The organism is Chryseobacterium sp. JV558, from assembly GCF_033712365.1.
Lineage (GTDB): Bacteria > Bacteroidota > Bacteroidia > Flavobacteriales > Weeksellaceae > Chryseobacterium.
The window spans coordinates 1-19,538 of sequence record NZ_WJHU01000004.1 but is presented as its reverse complement, the minus strand read 5'-3'; the positions used below and the strand labels follow the sequence as shown (position 1 = coordinate 19,538).

Here is a 19,538-nt window from a genome sequence, read left to right as displayed (position 1 = left end):
GTATTAAAAAAAGACACTAATTCTAATAAAAAATGCCCCGAAGATAGTCGAGGCTCTAAATGTTTTCACAACGGAATAATCCTTATTGTGAATTGCTTTCAAAATTATTAATACAAATATAATTGAAAAATGTTTAGAAGATTTACGGGAATCCTCATTTTTAGTATTTTTTTTCTTTCTATTTTTATATAATAAGAAAAAAATAGATAACCATGATCAAAACTATACTTGGATTAGACTTGGGAACTAACTCGATTGGTTGGGCATTAGTTGAAATAGACCACGATCATAAAATTGTAAAAATTTTAGGACTTGGTTCTCGAATCCTGACGATGGATGCTGCTGAAATTGCAAAATTTGAGAGTGGTTCCAAAACAGAGAGTGGTGCGGCCAAACGAACGACATTGCGTTCTCCAAGAAAACTTAATGAAAGATATTTACTAAGAAGAGATAGACTTCATAGTGTTTTGAATTTATTAAACTGTCTTCCAGGACATTATAAACTTTTTATTGAATTTGAAAATGAAAAAGGTAAACGTAGTGGGAAATTTAAAAAAGGAACTGAAGAGAAATTGGCTTATTACAAAGATGATAATGGTAAATCTCAATTTCTTTTTAAGGATGCCTATTATCTTATGGAAAATGATTTTAGGAAAAAATATCCTGAAATGTTTTATCATAAAAAAAATGGAAATCAGACTAAAATTCCTTATGACTGGACGTTATATTATTTAAGACATAAAGCTGTTACAGATATAAATTTTGAACTAACCAAAGAACAATTAGCTTGGATTACGTTAAGTTTTAATCAGAAAAGAGGTTATGAAAAAGTAATTGGGCAAGATGAAAAAGTTCAAAAAGAAGGAGAATTAACTGACTCTTTTGTTGGCAAAGTAAAAGAAGTTAATAAACTTGAAAATGAAGATGCTTATCAAGTAATTTTAGTTGATAATAATAACGAAGAAATAGAAGTTTTCAAATATAAAGAAGAGACAAAAATTGCAATTACGGAGATCGGAGATTTGAAAGAGGTTGAAATTATTTCAAAATATGATGAGGAGGGTACAATTGATTCTAAGAAAACCGAATATATTATTAATGAAGTACGTGAGTTTCTAATAGCTGATGTTAGAAATACAGGAAGGAGAATAAAAGAAAATTCCATTTTTGATGTAGAACTGGAGACAGGTTGGACAAAAGAGCAACAAAGTAAATTTATTCCTAAGTGGAAAAATACTAAAAGAGATTTTATTATTCGTACTAGATATGATGAAAATGGTATTAGAATACCTAAAGGAGCTGATAAAGGTAGAAATATCAATATTCCAAAAGAAGATGATTGGACTTTAATGAAATTAAAGACCGAGACTTCTTTAACTTCTTTTAACACAAAAAATAATGCAAAGGGTATTGCTTCCTATATCTATTACAATCTTCTGCAAAATCCAAAACAAAAAATAAAAGCTGACTTAATCACGGTAATTGAAAGAGATTACTATCGTGAGGAGTTGGACGTAATTTATAAAAATCAAGAAAGATTTCATCCGGAATTAGGAAATAGAGATTTGTATGAACAAGCAATTCAACTTCTTTATCCTAACAATCCTAATCATCAAAAGACAATTAAAGAATTAGATTTTAATCATCTAATTAAAGAAGATATTCTTTTGTATCAAAGAGATTTAAAATCAAAAAAGTCTTTGATCGCTAATTGTATTTATGAAAAGCAAAACTTTGAACGGATGGATGAAAAAACAGGCAAGAAATATAAAACCCCATTAAAAGCTATTCATAAATCTAATCCTTTTTATCAGGAATTTAGGCTTTGGCAATTGATTAAAAGGCTGAAAATAATTAAGAAAGAGGAACTTGTAAACGAAGAAATTAAGCTAAATGTTGATGTTACTTCTACCTTATTGAATAACGAATTGAAAGAAGAATTGTATGATTTTTTAAATGATAAGGAAAATGTAACGGAGAAAGATATTCTTGGATTTTTGAACAAAAAATATAAAGATTTAAATATTTCTACAGAACATTACAAATGGAACTTTACTTCTGAAAAAGAACCTTGTAACCCAACGAGATATAATTTCATTCTCCGAACAAAACGTATTAAAGGATTCGACTATAAAACATTTCTGACTCCTGAAAATGAATACAGTCTTTGGCATTTCTTTTATTCGGTAAAGAAAAAAGATGAATTTAATAAAGGATTAAATAATCTGATTTTTAGATTATTAGATAAAACAAGCTTATCTAAAGAGTTTCAATCAGAATTGGTTAAGTACTTTAGCTCTTTCGGAGGATATGCTAATGATTACGGGACCTATTCGGAAAAGGCTATAAAGAAAATGTTACCGTTTCTAAGACTTGGAAAATATTGGAATTCAGATGGTATTGAGAATATTCTTTCAAAAGCAAATCACGAAATAAAACAAAAAGTTTTGGATAAAGAGGAAATCAATGGAGAGTTAAAAGACTTTCAAGGACTTTGGGTTTCTAGTGCGTGTTATTTGGTTTATGGTCGATACTCTGAAGTTGGAGAAGTACAGTTTTGGCAATCGCCTTATGATATTGAAAACTATTTAAAGAATGAATTCAAGCAACATTCATTGAATAATCCAACAGTTGAGAAAATTTTAGTAGAAACGTTGCACGTTGTTAAGGATATTTGGAAATATTATGGTGAGGAAATAGGAAAAGATAAGGACGGAAAAATTATTTATAACACGCTATTCGATAAAATTCATATTGAGTTAGCTCGAGAAATGAAAAAAAATAATAGACAAAAAGAAAGAGATGATAAACAAAACAAGGAAAATAGAAAAGCTAATGAAAGGATAGTGGAGCTTTTACGTGAGTTAAAACAAACTAATTTTTCACTTCAAGAAAAATCGCCTTTCCAACAAGAGAAGCTTAAAATATTAGAAGAAAGTCTTCTTTCATCTATTGAATATGATAAAGACAATACTGAGTATCTGCTTGCCAACGGAAAAATAACTAAAAAGGAAATCAAAGACATAACATCGAAAGAGTTTTCTAAAATTAGTAGAAGTGATTTTGAACGATATAAACTTTGGTTAGATCAAAGATATCAATCACCTTACTCTGGAAGATTCATTAAGTTATCTGATTTATTTGACCGAAAAAAATATGAAATTGAACATGTTTTTCCACAAGAACGTATCACACTGAATGCACTTTATAATAAAGTTATATGTGAAACGGAAATCAACAAAGAAAAGAAAGCTTCTACAGGATATAGTTTTATATCTAACGCAAAATCTAAAAAAGTTTTTTGCTGTGCACACGATTCAGAAATTGAAATAATTGCTATAAAAGATTACGAAGATTTAGTGAATAATAATTTTTCCGGAAGAAAAAGAGAAATACTATTGAGTAAAGAAATACCGGAAGAATTTACAAATAGCCAATTAAATAACAGTCAATATATCTCCAAAATGGCGATGAAATTGTTGAGTAATATTGTACGAGAAAAAGACGAAGATACATTCCGTTCTAAGAATGTTTTGGCTACAAATGGAACTATTACCACAACCTTAAAAAGACATTGGCAACTGAATGATGCTTGGAATGAAATTATTTCTCCAAGATTTAAACGGTTGAATGCATTAACAAATACAAATTTATTCGGAGATTATAGAGAAATTAATGGGCATAAAGTTTTTATCAATACCGTTCCTGAGGAAACAAGCAAAAATTTCGATTCTAAAAGAATAGATCATCGCCATCACGCTTTAGATGCTTTGATAATTGCTTTGACTACGGAAAATCACGTCAATTATTTAAATAATATTTCATCACAAGAAAGTAGCGAAGAGAAATTAAATACAAGAAAAGCAATTAAATTTCAGTTAACTAATTCAAGAAGAAGTTTTAATGACGAAAAAGAATGGTATTTCCTGCCACCTGCACAGATAAAATCAAAAGATGGGATTGATGAATTTGAATATCAGTTTAAAGATTTTAAAAGCAAAGTATTCAAAGATATTGCTCAAAATGCATTAGAAAATACGATAGCTAGTTTTAAACAAAAGAATCGCGTTATTCGACAGCGTTGGAACAAATATTTGAAATCTGAAGATGGAAAGCTCAATATCATTAAACAGGAAAACTTAGAACAAGCTGTAAATTACAATGTAAGAAAAAGACTTCACGAAGATACATTTTACGGTAAAGTCAAATTACAAAATAAGATTACTACACTTAGCTTGGAGAAAGCACTAATTGAAAAATATGATTTAGTTGATGATGAATTAGTAAAAGAAATTGATGTTTTAAAAAATAGCGAGGGTAAATCTGTAAAAGAGATTATAGAGTTATTAAATAATAAATATACTAAAGTTTCTGTTTATGAAAAATTTGTAGCAACAAGATTTGGAAACAATTTAGAATCCTTTTCACAGATACCATCGGATAAAATTATTAAAGTCATTCAATCAATTACAGATACGGGAATACAGAAAATTTTAGAAAACCATCTTGATAATTACAAAGAGGTTATTAATGATAAACCAAGGTTTGATACTGAAAATGCGTTTTCATCAGATGGTGTTAAAGAATTAAATAAAAACATTATTGAGTTAAATAATGGCATGTTTCATCATCCTATTTATAAAGTAAGGACAAGTGATGCAATGGGAACCAAGTTCTCTGTATCGGAAGAAGGGCAAAAGAGTACGAAATTTGTTGTGACAGCAGCTGGAAGTAATTCTTTCTGTGGTTTTTATCAAAACGGTACAGAGAGAAAATTCTATATTCCAACTTTGCGAGAATCCGTTGAGAGTTTAAAACAAGGATTTGAACCTTGTCCTGCAATACATCCTGAAGATTCAGATTTCAAATTGATTTTTGTATTAAATCCAAGTGATTTTGTGTTTGTTCCAACGGAAGAAGAGAAAGACTGTCTTACTCTAATTGATTTCAATAATTTGAGCAAAGAGCAGATGAATAGGATATACAAATTTACGGATGGAAGTGGAACGACTATGAATTTTGTGTCTGCTAATATCGCTACTCCAATTATAGATATTAAAGCAGAAGGACATAAAAAAATAAAAGATAACTTATTATTCTGGGAAGAAATAAATGAAACAAAAAAAGGAATTGTAAAAAAAATAAAACCATTATTTAATGAAGTTGGATTAGGTTCTGAAAATAAAACAAAAAGCCAAAATACTTACAGTAGAGAACAAATTAAATCAAGTTGCTGGAAATTGAAAGTGGATAGATTAGGAAACATCTCAAAAGCATAATTATGATTACTCGCTCTATCTACATCGGCAATCCCGCTTATCTCAAATTAAAAGATGAGCAGATGAAAATCCTCTGTCCGGAAACCAAAACGGAAAAGGGGAGTGTTCCTGTGGAAGATTTGGGGCTTTTGATGTTGGATCATTTTCAAATTACTATTTCTCATAATCTGATCCAAAAAATGATGGGGAATAATGTTGTGGTGGTAAGCTGTGATGCACATCATTTGCCTCATGGAATTATGTTACCGTTGTATGGTCATACCGAACATTCGGACCGTGTAAAAGACCAATTAGAAGCCAGCGAACCTCTTAAAAAACAGCTTTGGAAACAAACTATAGAATGTAAGATTGAAAATCAGAAAAATGTTTTAATGAGATTGGGAAATTATTACGAACCTATGATTGAATATCAAAAAAATGTAAAGTCTGGCGATATTACCAATATGGAAGGTATTGCAGCGCAACATTATTGGAAATATTTAATCAGTCTTGATTTTCTTCGACAGCGTTTTGGAGATTCGCCCAATCAGTTTTTCAATTTTGGATATGCTGTTCTGAGAAGTATTGTAGCGAGAGCCATTGTGGAAACTGGCTTACTTCCTGTTTTGGGAATTTTCCATAAAAATAAATATAATCCTTACTGTCTTGCTGATGATTTAATGGAGCCTTATCGTCCGTTTATTGATTTATTGGTAATGCAATGGCTGAAAATTAACCCTGAAATAGAAGAATTGACGAAAGGATTTAAAGCACATATTTTGCAGATTGTGACCAAAGATGTGATGATTGACAGTAAAACAAGACCTCTGTTGGTGGCCGTGAAAACAACAGCTTCATCGCTTTATAAATGTTATACTGGCGAAAAAAGACTGATTTCCTACCCTGAACTGATATGAATTCCGAAAGGTTTAATGCATACCGAATTATGTGGGTTTTAGTATTATACGATTTACCGACTGAAACTAAAGCTAATATGAAAGACGCCAATCGATTTCGTAAGAGTTTAATTGATGATGGTTTTACATTATTTCAGTTTTCGATGTATGTTCGTCACTGTCCAAGTCGGGAGAATGCCGAGGTTCATATTAAGAGAGTTAAGTTTATGTTGCCTAAAGCTGGTAAAGTTGCTATTATGTGTATTACAGATAAACAATTTGGAGATATTGAAATCTTCTTTGCCAGAAATAAAGAAGAACCGCCTCCAAACTTCCAACAACTGGAATTGTTCTAGAATTTAAATCCTATAAACAAAAACAATCTACTGATTGCCAGTAGATTGTTTTTTGAGGCTGTGACTAATCACGAAGATAATAAATTTTGAAAGCAATTCACAACCAGGATCCTGTCCCTATCATGTTCAAAGCAGCTGTGACTAATCACGAAGATAATAAATTTTGAAAGCAATTCACAACACTATGCTCTAATATGTATTGACATGTGTTGCTGTGACTAATCACGAAGATAATAAATTTTGAAAGCAATTCACAACAATGAACCCGCGAAACCTGGATTAAATAATGCTGTGACTAATCACGAAGATAATAAATTTTGAAAGCAATTCACAACTGTTCCAATTTATGGAAAAGCGGCAAATGCGCTGTGACTAATCACGAAGATAATAAATTTTGAAAGCAATTCACAACGGATCTTAAACATTACCCCTTTTTTGCCCGGCTGTGACTAATCACGAAGATAATAAATTTTGAAAGCAATTCACAACTATTTGAAAGCAAATAATTATCTCCTTTTTGCTGTGACTAATCACGAAGATAATAAATTTTGAAAGCAATTCACAACTCATCATCAAAATAATCAACGATTTGTTTCGCTGTGACTAATCACGAAGATAATAAATTTTGAAAGCAATTCACAACACGAACCTTAACAAGTGCAGATGCGAACACGCTGTGACTAATCACGAAGATAATAAATTTTGAAAGCAATTCACAACTGGTAACACCAACCCATGATAACATTTCGTGCTGTGACTAATCACGAAGATAATAAATTTTGAAAGCAATTCACAACACTATGCTCTAATATGTATTGACATGTGTTGCTGTGACTAATCACGAAGATAATAAATTTTGAAAGCAATTCACAACGTAGGTGTATCGTTTATATATTCAAGTGCGGCTGTGACTAATCACGAAGATAATAAATTTTGAAAGCAATTCACAACAATTATTGAAGAAGGAAAAGTCGATATCTCGCTGTGACTAATCACGAAGATAATAATTTTTGAAAGCAATTCACAACGGGCGGTGTCGGTGTCCTGTGATCTGATTAGCTGTGACTAATCACGAAGATAATAATTTTTTGAAAGCAGTTCACAAAGGTGGCGGATACCAAAGCCCGGTTTTATTTGCTATAACTAATCATGAAAATAATAATTTTGAAAGCAGTTCACAACAAAATTGTTTTTTGTAAGTTTGCCATGTTGGCTGTAACTGATACAAAAATAATAATTTTTGAAAGTATTTACGATAAACGAAAATCCTTCCATTCTTAATGAAAGGGTAATAAGTACATTACTTTAATGAATGTCTATTGAATTTTAAAAATTATGGGCATATCAATATAAAAGCAGATAAAACATTTAGACTTAAAATCTACAATATGTATATGGGCTTCCTTTTGTACTTTTTAAAAGTTTAATAAAAACCACGTTATAAAAAGTAATGTTCCTAAAATTCTGTTTCAATGATGAATATATTGTCTATTAAAATGCATGCAATTTTTTACCGAGCATTGCCTCACCCAATGTAGCACTTTTCAATTTTTTAATATGAGAAATTGTTTTTCTCAAAATATAATTTGTTTTGAGTTATAGCTGAAATAAATAGTTTCTGAGCTATATCCAATGATATGGTTTATCCTTACGGTTAATATAGCAGTGCATATCCTCTTTCTTAAGTTCCGGAAAAAAATCCATTGCTCGGTCAATGGCGTAATTAGGTAAAAAATGAATTTCTTTCAGGATTGTCTCAACAATTTTTTCTCGACCGTAGTATTTTATAATTTCATCGATCTCATTTTGCCCACCCCTCTCAAGAATTCGAGAAATAATAGGGATATATGCTTTTTCCCAATCAAGTTTCTTAAAATTGGTATCCCAAAAGAATTTTGGATGTATTTTTGGCAAGACTTTTCTCTTTAATCCCATACTTTAAATATAGTGATTTTATCTCGTTATGGCAACAAAATCACCTTCTAAATCCCTTTCCTTTGTTTTTTAGAACAACTTTTTTTTTCGACTGAATTTCCATATTTTACATTAGGATTTAGTACAGCTTCCTTAAGTCTTTCCTGCATTGTTTTCCATTTGTGCTCTTTACCGTGAACTATTGAAACATCATATTCTTTTCTAATCCCATCAAAATAAACTAATGAGTACGCTGCCAAATTTGAATTTCCGTTGTATTTCGCTTGGTAGCTATTTAAATATGACTGTAGAGGTTTTTCCTCAAGAAGAAAATACATATCTACGAAATCCTTTAATCTTTCTCCACTTTGAAATATTGCGTGAAGTTTCATAGCACCAATGTCGTCATTAGAAATCATTCTTATATTTTCTGAGATTTTATCCATTGCTATGACAGGATATTTATGAGCTAAAAGATCAACTTTTATATCTTTAATATAGGTCATTACGGTATTCTCAAAAACAATTTCGTTAGTCGCATTGTATTCTTTTTGTAAGTGGTTTAGTAAGGCGTATGAGTCAAAATCCCTTGTAGTAAACAAATCAATATCTACAGATAATCTATGCCCTAATTTTAAGGCTAAAGCGGTACCACCTACCAAAGTAAAATCTTTTAGCATTTCATCTTTCATCAGCTGTTGTAAGAGTTCCCACATCTCCTTACTGACAGTTTCCTTATGGATCATAATTTCATTTTTCAGAAAATTAATCCTGTAAATGAGGTATGTCTGTACAATGATAGTGTAAGGACCTATTTGGCTTCGATCGTCAATGAAAGTCAAAATTAGAAGCCTTTTATTGATGCAGATATTAATGATTGAACTTAAAAATTTTTCTGTTGCTAGTCACGTAAGTATATATCTATAAAATCTGTTTGTACTTTTTAAACAATTAATCAAAACTAAGCGTGCTTTGTAAAAAGTAATTTACCTGAAATTTTGTTTTAAGAATAATTCTATTGCATATCTAAATGCATATGATTTTACAACTATGCGGAAAAGTTAGGAGCTCATTCGCAACTTTGAAAGTCCTTACGTCCTAACAAAGTTGCTGCTTCGCTCTGTGAGACTTTGAATCGGTATGATTTTATTTTAAATCTATGAATTGACCTTAAGTGATAATTTATTTTTTTAAGAGAATGAAACAACATTATTTGAATGCTGGTCTCTCTGATTTCTGTTTCAATACCTATCCAAGCACATAATCATTGTAAGATACTATATACATTTTGCGTGTTTTTTCCTATCGTACTTGTTTTCATATTATCAAGATTTATTTTTAATACGACAAGTTTTGTCGTTGTTGATGGATATTTTTACATCATAATTAGGATGAAAGTGGATATAAATTAAATAGAGAGAATTTGATTATAAATAGTATGATTTACAGGAAACTGCATTAAAATGATTTTCATGTCTTAAAAAATGTTAAATTCGCGCAGTTTTCAATAAACTAATTACTAACTCAGAAAACAACAACACGGGAATGAAAAAATTCTATATCGGTGCATTCAATTTATGCACGGCCTTGGGTATCTCTGCTCAGGAAGTGGTATGGCAGAAAGACATCAAATCCTCTACCCAGGATTTTCTTAGCCAGGTTACTACAACCATCGATCAGCAGTATCTTATCACGGGAAGCTCTATTCAAAGCGATAATCAGCAAACATCAGGAAGTAAGCAGAACAATGGCTACGATTTTCACCTGGTAAAACTTAATCAGCAAGGAAATGAAGTCTGGGAGAAATACTTCTCAGGAACAAATCATGATTATTTATCAGCCACAGTTACAACACAAGATGGCGGATTTCTATTGGCCGGAACCTCTTACTCAGGAAAAGGTCTGGATAAAAAAGAAGATTCAAAAGGAGGTTCAGATATCTGGCTGATCAGAATCAATGAATTTGGTGATGAATTATGGCAGAAAACCGTGGGAAATTCTTCAGACGAAGAAGCAAGATCGGTTATTCAAACTACAGATCTAGGATTCTTTGTTGCTGGTAACGTACAGAATTCTTCAAAAGGATATGGTTCAAAAGATGTTTTGATCACAAGACTGAATAAAGACGGAAAAGAACTTTCGCAATTAATTTTAGGCGGAAAAGGCTTAGACGAAGTGGAGAAGATGATTCCAACGAAAGACGGCGGAGCCTTACTGGGAATTTATTCCAGAAGTGGAGCTGTTAAAACAACTCATCAGCAATCAACGATCAATACTAATACTCCGTCTGACAGACCTGCAACCCAAAACCTGCTCTCTGCAAGCTCAAAGCAAAGCGACAATTTTGGTGAAGGCGACTACTGGATTGTCAAGTTAGACAAAACCGGAAAAGTAGAATGGGAAAAGAACTTTGGTGGAAAAGGAGATGATCATTTGAGAACTCTGGCATTAACTTCAAATGGCTTTATCATTGGTGGAGAATCCAGATCAGAAAGATCAGGAAATAAAACGGTTGGACTAGAAGAAGGAACAGACCTTTGGCTGATTTCTTTAAATGAAAGAGGAGAGGAACAATGGCAGAAATCTTACAATTTCAAAAATCGTGATATCCTAATGGGAATGAGTGTGATTCAGAGCCAGGATTCAATAGCCAAGAATCAAGACTTTACAAAAGGAATCTTGTTAGGAGGCTATACGCAGGCTGAAGGAAGAATAGAGACTGACGATGAAACGTTCTGGATGTTATATCTGGATCAGAATGGAAATGAGCAGTGGAGAAAATATGTGAAAGGAGAATCCAGACAAAAAGAAGAAAGACTTTCTGACTTAAAGCTGAATAGAGATGGTTCTATTGTATTAGCAGGAACCAGCGCAGAAGAATTAGGTAAAGAAAACTGGAAGATTGTAAAGCTGGGAGACAAACAGGTTGATCAGTTAATAGAAAAATACGACATCAAAATCTATCCAAATCCTGTATCTGACTATGCTTATGTAGAAATCGGTTTTGATTTTAAGGATGCTGATATTCTATTATATGATATGAGTGGAAGGCAGCTTCAGAGTATTAAAACTAAGAATAGAGTAACTAAGATTAACACTCAGGCTTTGATTCAGGGTGCTTACTTAATCACTATAAAAACTGATACCAATAAAACGGCGAATGCCAAATTAATTAAGAAATAAAACCATGTTTAAGAAAATTATTTTAATTTTTATTTTCCTGATTTTTAATTTGGGAAAATCTCAGATTGAAAGGAACTACGGGGATACCGCTCAGCCTGTGCCTTCCGCATCATCCTTTTCATCCTATGTAAATACCCCTATCTCATTATCTACCGGAGTTCCCAGTATTGGAATCCCTTTATTGTCATTGCCAACGGGAAATAAAGACTTTGAAATTACTTCCTCACTAAGCTATCATCCCTACAATACAGGACAAGATAAACCGGCTAGTGAAGTAGGTCTTGGCTGGTCATTATTTAAAAGTGGAGCTGTCATTTCAAGGATAATTAATGGAGCTGTCGATGAATTCAATTATGATACTACGAAATCAAGTTATAAAAAGAATTTATTTGATGATATTTACTACTATGATTTACCTGGTAATTCAGGAAAGTTCAAATTTGTCAGAGATACTATTAACAATACTTTTACATTGAATAATATTTCGGGAAGTAATGTTAAAATAGAATATACTAGAGATTCTAATATTGCGACACTTGTTCTTAACTCTTTTAAAATAACTGACAGCAAAGGATTTAAATATGTTTTTGAGGATTATAGCATCGCAAGATCTGATACAAGTCCTAAAGGCTTTAATTATAAATCTGCATTCTATTTAACAAGGGTTATTGATGAAAATAATATTACGATAGCTACTTTCAATTATCAGAAATATAGTAAAAATGTAAGCAGTACTAGTAATATACTTTTATATCAGAATTGTAAAACGGAAAGTATTTCTACTTCCTATGGAAAAATCACTTTTGAAAATCTTTATACAGGTATTAGTAATGATGATCCTTACATTATAAGAAGTCTTAGTTTATGGGATATGTCCTCTCATCTTATTACCAAATATACATTAGATTATGAAAGTTTTTCCAGTACTAGTTACCCAAACAATGTCAATCAAGGAAAAAGAACTCTGCTATCAATTTTAAAACTAGATAGAAATCAAGCCCCAATCGAAAGTAGACAATTCACATATGATGAAGTGGGATCAGAAACCAAATATGGAGCTTCTCCAAACCCTAATGAATATGGAAATTTTCTGTGTCCTGATAACACAAAAATGAACCCCAAAACCTACACATTAGGCTTACTCAAAAAAATGACTTTACCAGAAGGCGGATATGTTGTATATAATTTTGAAGCTAATGAAGTGTATGAGAATAAAAGTAACCCCCAACTTAATACAAATCAGATTACCGATCCTGCTTTACAGTATTTAAGTACTGCTAATACAGTAAATTACAATACAAATAACAGTAGAAGCTACACATTCCAGGTCTCAACAACAAAAAGATTTTTTATTAAGCTTTTGATTGATGAGGTTTACGAAATCATTAATATCCATGGCAATATCATTATTCCGCCAACCTATAAATTATTAAGATCATCAGGAAGTGAGGCTACAGGAGTTGCCAATGGCTGCTCAGAAAATGTAAAATACTATGATTTAACTCCCGGAACCTATACATTCCAAATCAGTGGAAATGGAAACGGAAGTATTCAAAATTATACAATCACTAACTTATCTGCTCCCTATAAGAATACGACTCAATCAAAAATAGGAGCCCGCATTGCCAATATAAAATATTATGATGCAGATAACACTGTAAAAAAAGCGATGTCTTATCAATATGATTTATTTGATAATAGCAGCTCGAGTGGTAAATTATTTTCCGGTGAAGTATGCAATGAAGAAGCAGGAAATCTAAATGAAACAGTATTATATAAAAATGTAAGAGAAATATATGAGGGAACTTCGGGGAATCTGGGTTACACCCAATATTATTTTAAGACTTCGGATGACTATACAAGTACTGTCAATCTCTATAAGCCTTATTATAATATTACTTCTACAGGCCTTTTGGCGAAAAAAGAAATGTATAATCAGCAAAATCAGATGCTTTCCAGTGAAAGTACAGATTATGTGCTTGATGAAATCAATGGGGTACAGGAATATATTATCTGTGGTTTTTATAAATCTAAAAGCGCATGGTTAAAATCAACTACAACAACATCTAAAACATTCTATGCCAACGGAAGCAGTTTGGAAGACCGTACTGAGACAGTTTTTAACGCTTCCAATTTTCAACCGGCTTATACAAAGAATATTTCCCCCGAAGGAAAAATTACTGAAAAAAGTATAAAATACCCTTCTGATCTGTCGAATACCCGTTTGATCAATGCCAATATGCTTTCTGTTCCCATTCTGTTAGAAACCAAAATAAACGGAACTATCACCAGCAAAGGAGAAACAAAATATGATTCTGCTGATCACCTCAATCCATCCTCAGTGATTACTTATGATTTGAAAAACCTGGCCCCTGTTACGATAATGACATTTAATAAATATGACAGTAAAGGAAATCTGATGGAAATTACAGGAAAAAATGGTATTCCTACCACTACAATATGGGGATATTATCAGACCCAGCCTATTGCCCAGATTACAGGAGTTACTTATAGCCAGATAGCTGCCCTGCCATCTGTTATTGCTGCGGTAAATGCATCTAATGCTGATGCCGATAATCCCGCCAATGAAGCATCCCTGTTACAAGCTTTGGAAAACCTACGTAAAGATCCGGCATTACAGTCTAAGCCAGTGGCTGTCTATACCTATGATCCTTTGATTGGTACTACACAATCGGTTTCTGCCAATGGAATAAAATTAACCTATGTATATGACATATCAAACAGGTTAATAAAAACAATAGATTCAGAAGGTAAAACGATTAAAGAATACCAGTATAACTATAAACACTAATACCGATGAAAAGAATTTTAAATATATTCAGTATTTTATGGATATCAGGGTATTCTTACGGCCAGACCCTAAATGCCACAGCTACTGAAAATTATGTATACAGCAAAACCTGTCTTGATGGGGACTGTATTAAAAAGTCAGAAACCATACAATACTTTGATGGTCTGGGAAATGTAAAGCAAACGGTAGCAATTAAGGCTACGCCATCCGGAAAAGATATCGTTAATTATATTGAATATGATGAATTTGGAAGACTCGCGAAAGAATATCTTCCGATTCCGCAAAATAGTACACAGAATGGAGCTTTTTATTCAAATCCGCTAGCCAATGCTCCTTCCGTATTCGGACAGGAGAAAATCTATTCCGAAAAAAAGTTTGAAAATTCTCCCTTAAGCAGGGTTGATAAGATTACTCCTTTAGGAAATGATTGGGCACTCCATCCCGTTCAGATGGTGTATAGTGCGAATATTGCCGGAGAGGTGAAAAAATATACGGCTACTAATGCCTGGAATAATGAAGCTACTTATTCTGAATTGGTTGACAGTGGAACTTATGGAGCTAACCAATTGATGAAAACCATATCAGTAGATAATGATAATAATACGACCATTGAATTTAAGAATACAGCTGGACAAACTATTCTTTTGCGAAAGAACGATGGTACACAGAATGTTGATACTTACTACGTTTACAATGATTTTGGGATGCAGGTTTTTGTCATTACTCCGTTGGCTGCAAAAGCCACAGTAGATCAGAATGCATTGGATAATCTTTGCTATCAGTATCGTTATGACAGTTTGGGTAGACTGGTAGAAAAGAAACTTCCCGGCAAAGATTGGGAATACATGGTGTATGATAAAGCTGACAGACTTATTCTTTCCCGTGATATCAACATAAAGCAAAACAACCAATGGCTGATGACTAAGTATGATGAGTTTGGAAGACCCGTCTATACCGGATTTTTAACCGGCGGAGACAGGGCTGCAAGACAAAACGACCTGAAAAACCTCATTGTCACTGAAAAAAGAGATACCACCGGTTTTTCAAGGAGCGGAAGTACCGTTTATTATACAGAGAGTTATTTCAGCGGTGAAACACCGGTAATTCTCAGCGTCAATTACTATGATACTTATCCTCAGGGCACTCCTGCAAAGCCTGCTCCTATTTTCGGGCAGGATGTCATTTGGGATAATATGAGTGTTTCCCAAAATACCAAAAATCTTCCTACGGCATCTTATGTGAAGAATATTGATGATAATAACTGGACCTATAACTGGACCTGGTATGATGCTAAATCCAGAATTATAGGAAGCCATACGATCAATCATTTGGGAGGGTATACGAAAACAGAGACCAAGCTGGATTTTGCCGGTACTACAGTTCAAAGTAAGGTTTATCACAAAAGATTACAGAGTGATCCCGAAAGGATTATCACTCAGTTCTTTGACTATGATAATCAGAACAGGCTGTTGGTACACAGGCATCAGGTTGATAATAATCCAATTGAAATTCTGTCTCAGAATGAATATAATGAATTATCTCAGCTGAAAAGAAAAAAGGTAGGCGGAACAGCTCCTGCCAGCCCTCTCCAAAGTATAGATTATGCTTATAACATCAGAGGTTCCCTTATTAAGATTAATGATCCTGCTAATCTGAATGGTAAATTATTCGGATACGGAATTAAATATAACAATCCGGAATATAGTAATGTTAGTTCAGGAAAATACAATGGTAGTATTGCCGAAATAGACTGGCAGAATGCTTCGGAAAATGTTCAGAAAAGATATACCTATACTTATGATGGGCTGAACAGAATGAAAGATGCAGTATATTCTGAACCTGCTTCCACCACACCGTTTAACAATTATTATAATGAGTACCTGACGTATGATGTGAATGGAAACATTAAAACATTAAAGAGAAATGCCTTTCCTGTATCCGGAACAACAGCTACACAAGTAGATGATTTGGTATATGATTATACCGGAAACCGTTTGACCAAAGTAACAGAGAATGCACTGAATGACACAGGCTATGAAGGAGGAAATAACACTATTACTTATGACCTGAACGGAAACATGAAAGATATGCCGGACAAAGGAATACAGTCTATCACCTATAACTTTCTGAACCTTTCTAACGGGTATAGCATGCAGCAGACAAACGGATTGGGTCAGCTGCTTAACAGTACGATGAGCTATCTTTACCGTGCAGACGGAACCAAGCTGAGAAAAACCTATTCCAGCGCACCACCAAGAGGATCTACTACCACCCGTATCACAGACTATCTGGACGGTTTCCAGTACAGCTACACGGAAGGAGGCGGAATCTGCCTTGAGTGCAGAACAGAAACTGCTTATGAGCAACAAGCTTATAAAAATGCATCATTTGTATTTCCCGGCACACCAACTCCGGAGTGGAAGCTTGATTTTGCAGCGACCGCGGAAGGCTATTACAGTTTCACCGAAAACCGTTATATTTACCAGTATAAAGACCATCTTGGAAATACCAGGGTAAGTTTTGCCAAAAGCAGCAAAGGCGCTCCTGAAATTATTGATACCAACAATTATTATCCTTTTGGGATGAATCATATCGCTGGTTCGTTCAGTCCTTCAGGTTTCGGAAGTTTCTATAGCTATAAATATAATGGCAAAGAACTTCAGGAAAATGGAATGTATGATTATGGGGCAAGAATGTATATGCCGGATTTGGGAAGATGGGGAACCACAGATCCATTAGCAGAAGGCTTCAGAAGATTTAGCCCTTATCACTATGGGGCAGATAATCCTGTTATGTTTATAGACCCGGATGGGATGAGAAATGTACCTTATGACGGTGGAATTATCAGTAACATTCCTGAGGGTTCCTATTGGTTTTCCGGGATGAACGGAAGTTTTACGCCCGAATATGTAGAAAAAGGCGGCCTTGGTAAACGTACCGGTGGGGGATCTACAGCAACTAACATCATCATTAATTTTTTAAGAGGAGATGCAGGGCATCTGGGGAATTTAGTTAATAATGATTTTGAAAAAAATGGTTGGCATGTGATTGATGCTTCAAGCTTAAAAGATGCTTTAGAAAAATTAACAGCATATTTAGGGAAAAACCTTGCCGATAATATTTATATTAATGCCCATGGTTTAGCCAGTGAACGTTATGTGCTTGATGAAAATGGTGAAGCTACTCGTGATCCAAGCTCCGGTAAATATATAATGGTAGGAGATACAGGCTTTCATACAGATAATGATAAAATTTTAGGAAGCCATATGCAACAGTATACATCTGATAAAAGTAAATTGGCTGCGGAAACAAGAAACAGTATAGAAAGTTTTATTGGAATTGCCAAATATGTTAAAGAAGGTAAGAATCTGATTATGGGATCATGTTGGTCTGTGAGGTATGATGATCTTTTTGGTGCAGGAATTTCCTCAATTGCTACATCAAGAGATGTTTTTGTGAATAGAGACTATTCAAGTAACTATATTGCTAAAGGTCAAAAAAATATTCCATTTCAAAATTTTATAAATTATAATCAAACTTCTGAGGAAAATTATCTCAAGGGTTGGGTTTGGTATAGAGATGGCGTAGCTACACAAAGAAATTTTAATATTATAATGACAAAATATGGAGTTAAAACAATTAAATAAAATAATAATATTGGTGGTCTTTACTATCAGTGTAAATATCTTCTCTCAATTGAAAATGATTGATATAGAAAATAAAAAATTTTCTATTAATTCAAAAACACAAAAACAAAATCTTATAAAAATATCTGATGATAACAACTATAGTATTTATTATATATTAAATAGAAAAGATTTTCATTTAAAAAAAGGATTAGGAACTAATGGCATTGCAAAGATTATTTTCTTTTCTAAAAAATATAATAAAGGTATACTTGCTAATTTTGAACAGATGGTATTTCATACCAAAACAAATATCTATAATTTCAGTTTGCGTACTGGTTCTCACGATAACTATATGTTTGTTTCTTCAATGGCTATACTAGATAAAGATTTCAATTACGAGTATTTTATAAAATATCATTACATGCCACTACCTCCACCAAAAAATGAAATTTATAAAGCGTGGATTACCATACAAGACACTCGAAATTTTTGTAATGTATCAGACATTGATCTAAAAGGAAATATTGTTTACGAAAATATAGATGATATTTTAAGTAATATTTCAAAAGTTCCTAAAGAGAATATCTCTGAAAAAAAATGTAATCCTGTAATTTATGATATTGATCTGAAAGATTTTTTTCCGGAAAAGATAATTAAATAGACTTTTAGATAGAATAGACACTACAAAACCATTGCATTGCAATGGTTTTTGGATAACCAAAATAAAATAAAGGAGAAATCAAAGCGTGTAAAGTGGTGAAAATAAATTATTTAAGCACTTGTATTAAAAGATCCATAATCTTGGAAATACCAGGGTAAGTTTTGCCAAAAGCAGCACAGGCGCTCCTGAAATTATTAATAACAACAATTACTATCCTTTTAGGATGAATCATATCACTGGTTCGTTCAGTACTTCAGGTTTCGGAAGTTTCTACAGCTATAAATATAATAGCAAAGAACTTCAGGAAAATGGAATGTATGACTATGGTGCCAGAATGTATATTCCGGATTTGGGAATATGGGGAGCGGGTGATCCAGCAGGAGTCTTTGATATTGGTGGGCAAGTGATGAGTAATTGGCTCCCCCCAAAAAAAATAGGTATCTTGCAATGGCTGCTGGAGCTTTAGAAACCATGACTAGCAGCTAAAGAAGCGACAGGTACTTATTATTCTGTAGCTTTTGAAATGAAACTTGCAGAAGGTTCTTATCCAGGAGTTTATAGAAGAGGTCATTTCCGCGAGGCAAATAAAGCACTTGAAGCAATGATGAAGACAGACTCAAAATTTGCCGCATCAATCGATGAATTGGGTATAGTCCTACCGAGATCACCAGCTGGATTTATATTAGGGAAATCACCTAAGAAGTGGGGCTGGTATCATCATGTGGATGATGGTATTAAAACCACAACATACAATTGGTAGTTCATTTTGGAAGACTATGCATCCGGGAAATAAAGGTGGATTTTAAATTTTGGGAAAATAAAATTTATG

General features: G+C 33.0%; 11 protein-coding genes and 1 CRISPR repeat array. Of the genes, 9 read left to right on the top strand and 2 right to left on the bottom strand.

From position 1 onward, the window contains the following. The first annotated feature begins 212 nt into the window (after positions 1 to 212). From cas9 to cas2, 3 genes are read left to right on the top strand one after another with little or no spacing between them, the layout of a single operon-like run. Positions 213 to 5,279 carry a type II CRISPR RNA-guided endonuclease Cas9 gene (gene cas9 / locus GFU89_RS14535; protein WP_318847815.1) on the top strand — a complete coding sequence of 1,689 codons (5,067 nt, stop codon included), beginning with the start codon at positions 213 to 215 and terminating at the stop codon, positions 5,277 to 5,279. 2 nt (positions 5,280 to 5,281) lie between these two features. Beyond that, positions 5,282 to 6,175: a type II CRISPR-associated endonuclease Cas1 gene (gene cas1 / locus GFU89_RS14530; protein ID WP_318847814.1), complete on the top strand. Its 894-nt coding sequence runs from the start codon at positions 5,282 to 5,284 to the stop codon at positions 6,173 to 6,175. Further along, the gene (gene cas2 / locus GFU89_RS14525) at positions 6,172 to 6,510 is read left to right on the top strand and encodes a CRISPR-associated endonuclease Cas2 (protein ID WP_318847813.1); all 339 of its coding nucleotides are present in this window, start codon (positions 6,172 to 6,174) and stop codon (positions 6,508 to 6,510) included. The genes cas1 and cas2 overlap by 4 nt, the downstream gene beginning before the upstream one ends. Positions 6,511 to 6,567: 57 nt before the next feature. After that, positions 6,568 to 7,538: a CRISPR direct-repeat array (repeat unit 47 nt; unit sequence GCTGTGACTAATCACGAAGATAATAAATTTTGAAAGCAATTCACAAC). Positions 7,539 to 8,133: 595 nt separating this feature from the next. On the opposite strand, the gene GFU89_RS14520 is transcribed toward cas2, so the two are convergent. After that, positions 8,134 to 8,445, bottom strand: a complete 312-nt coding sequence (locus tag GFU89_RS14520) for a DUF6922 domain-containing protein (protein ID WP_318847812.1) — start codon at positions 8,443 to 8,445, stop codon at positions 8,134 to 8,136. A gap of 47 nt (positions 8,446 to 8,492) precedes the next feature. Beyond that, on the bottom strand, positions 8,493 to 9,170 hold the full coding sequence (locus GFU89_RS14515) for a nucleotidyl transferase AbiEii/AbiGii toxin family protein (RefSeq protein ID WP_318847811.1): 678 nt from the start codon (positions 9,168 to 9,170) through the stop codon (positions 8,493 to 8,495). Positions 9,171 to 9,969: 799 nt separating this feature from the next. Here GFU89_RS14515 and GFU89_RS14510 point away from each other — a divergent pair. The 6 genes from GFU89_RS14510 to GFU89_RS14485 all read left to right on the top strand — a co-directional run bounded on the left by GFU89_RS14510 (position 9,970) and on the right by GFU89_RS14485 (position 19,469). Further along, positions 9,970 to 11,607 (top strand): T9SS type A sorting domain-containing protein, encoded by a 1,638-nt coding sequence (locus GFU89_RS14510; protein WP_318847810.1) that lies wholly within the window; start codon positions 9,970 to 9,972, stop codon positions 11,605 to 11,607. Positions 11,608 to 11,611: 4 nt separating this feature from the next. After that, positions 11,612 to 14,419, top strand: a complete 2,808-nt coding sequence (locus GFU89_RS14505) for a hypothetical protein (RefSeq protein ID WP_318847809.1) — start codon at positions 11,612 to 11,614, stop codon at positions 14,417 to 14,419. 5 nt (positions 14,420 to 14,424) lie between these two features. Beyond that, positions 14,425 to 18,066 (top strand): DUF6443 domain-containing protein, encoded by a 3,642-nt coding sequence (locus GFU89_RS14500; RefSeq protein WP_318847808.1) that lies wholly within the window; start codon positions 14,425 to 14,427, stop codon positions 18,064 to 18,066. Then, positions 18,044 to 18,709 (top strand): hypothetical protein, encoded by a 666-nt coding sequence (locus GFU89_RS14495; protein ID WP_318847807.1) that lies wholly within the window; start codon positions 18,044 to 18,046, stop codon positions 18,707 to 18,709. The genes GFU89_RS14500 and GFU89_RS14495 overlap by 23 nt, the downstream gene beginning before the upstream one ends. Before the next feature lie 223 nt (positions 18,710 to 18,932). Continuing rightward, the gene (locus GFU89_RS14490) at positions 18,933 to 19,175 is read left to right on the top strand and encodes a hypothetical protein (RefSeq protein WP_318847806.1); all 243 of its coding nucleotides are present in this window, start codon (positions 18,933 to 18,935) and stop codon (positions 19,173 to 19,175) included. A 57-nt stretch (positions 19,176 to 19,232) separates the two neighbouring features. Continuing rightward, positions 19,233 to 19,469, top strand: coding sequence for a hypothetical protein (locus tag GFU89_RS14485; protein ID WP_318847805.1), 237 nt, complete (start codon positions 19,233 to 19,235; stop codon positions 19,467 to 19,469). Positions 19,470 to 19,538: the final 69 nt, after the last annotated feature.

Bases quoted from the DNA above. Each gene is read 5' to 3' on its own strand.
- GFU89_RS14500 (WP_318847808.1), top strand. From the start codon at position 14,425: ATGAAAAGAATTTTAAATATATTCAGTATTTTATGGATATCAGGGTAT.
- GFU89_RS14515 (WP_318847811.1), bottom strand. From the start codon at position 9,170: ATGATCCATAAGGAAACTGTCAGTAAGGAGATGTGGGAACTCTTACAA.
- GFU89_RS14510 (WP_318847810.1), top strand. From the start codon at position 9,970: ATGAAAAAATTCTATATCGGTGCATTCAATTTATGCACGGCCTTGGGT.
- GFU89_RS14495 (WP_318847807.1), top strand. From the start codon at position 18,044: ATGGAGTTAAAACAATTAAATAAAATAATAATATTGGTGGTCTTTACT.
- GFU89_RS14490 (WP_318847806.1), top strand. From the start codon at position 18,933: ATGAATCATATCACTGGTTCGTTCAGTACTTCAGGTTTCGGAAGTTTC.
- cas9 (WP_318847815.1), top strand. From the start codon at position 213: ATGATCAAAACTATACTTGGATTAGACTTGGGAACTAACTCGATTGGT.
- GFU89_RS14505 (WP_318847809.1), top strand. From the start codon at position 11,612: ATGTTTAAGAAAATTATTTTAATTTTTATTTTCCTGATTTTTAATTTG.
- cas1 (WP_318847814.1), top strand. From the start codon at position 5,282: ATGATTACTCGCTCTATCTACATCGGCAATCCCGCTTATCTCAAATTA.
- GFU89_RS14485 (WP_318847805.1), top strand. From the start codon at position 19,233: ATGAAACTTGCAGAAGGTTCTTATCCAGGAGTTTATAGAAGAGGTCAT.
- GFU89_RS14520 (WP_318847812.1), bottom strand. From the start codon at position 8,445: ATGGGATTAAAGAGAAAAGTCTTGCCAAAAATACATCCAAAATTCTTT.
- cas2 (WP_318847813.1), top strand. From the start codon at position 6,172: ATGAATTCCGAAAGGTTTAATGCATACCGAATTATGTGGGTTTTAGTA.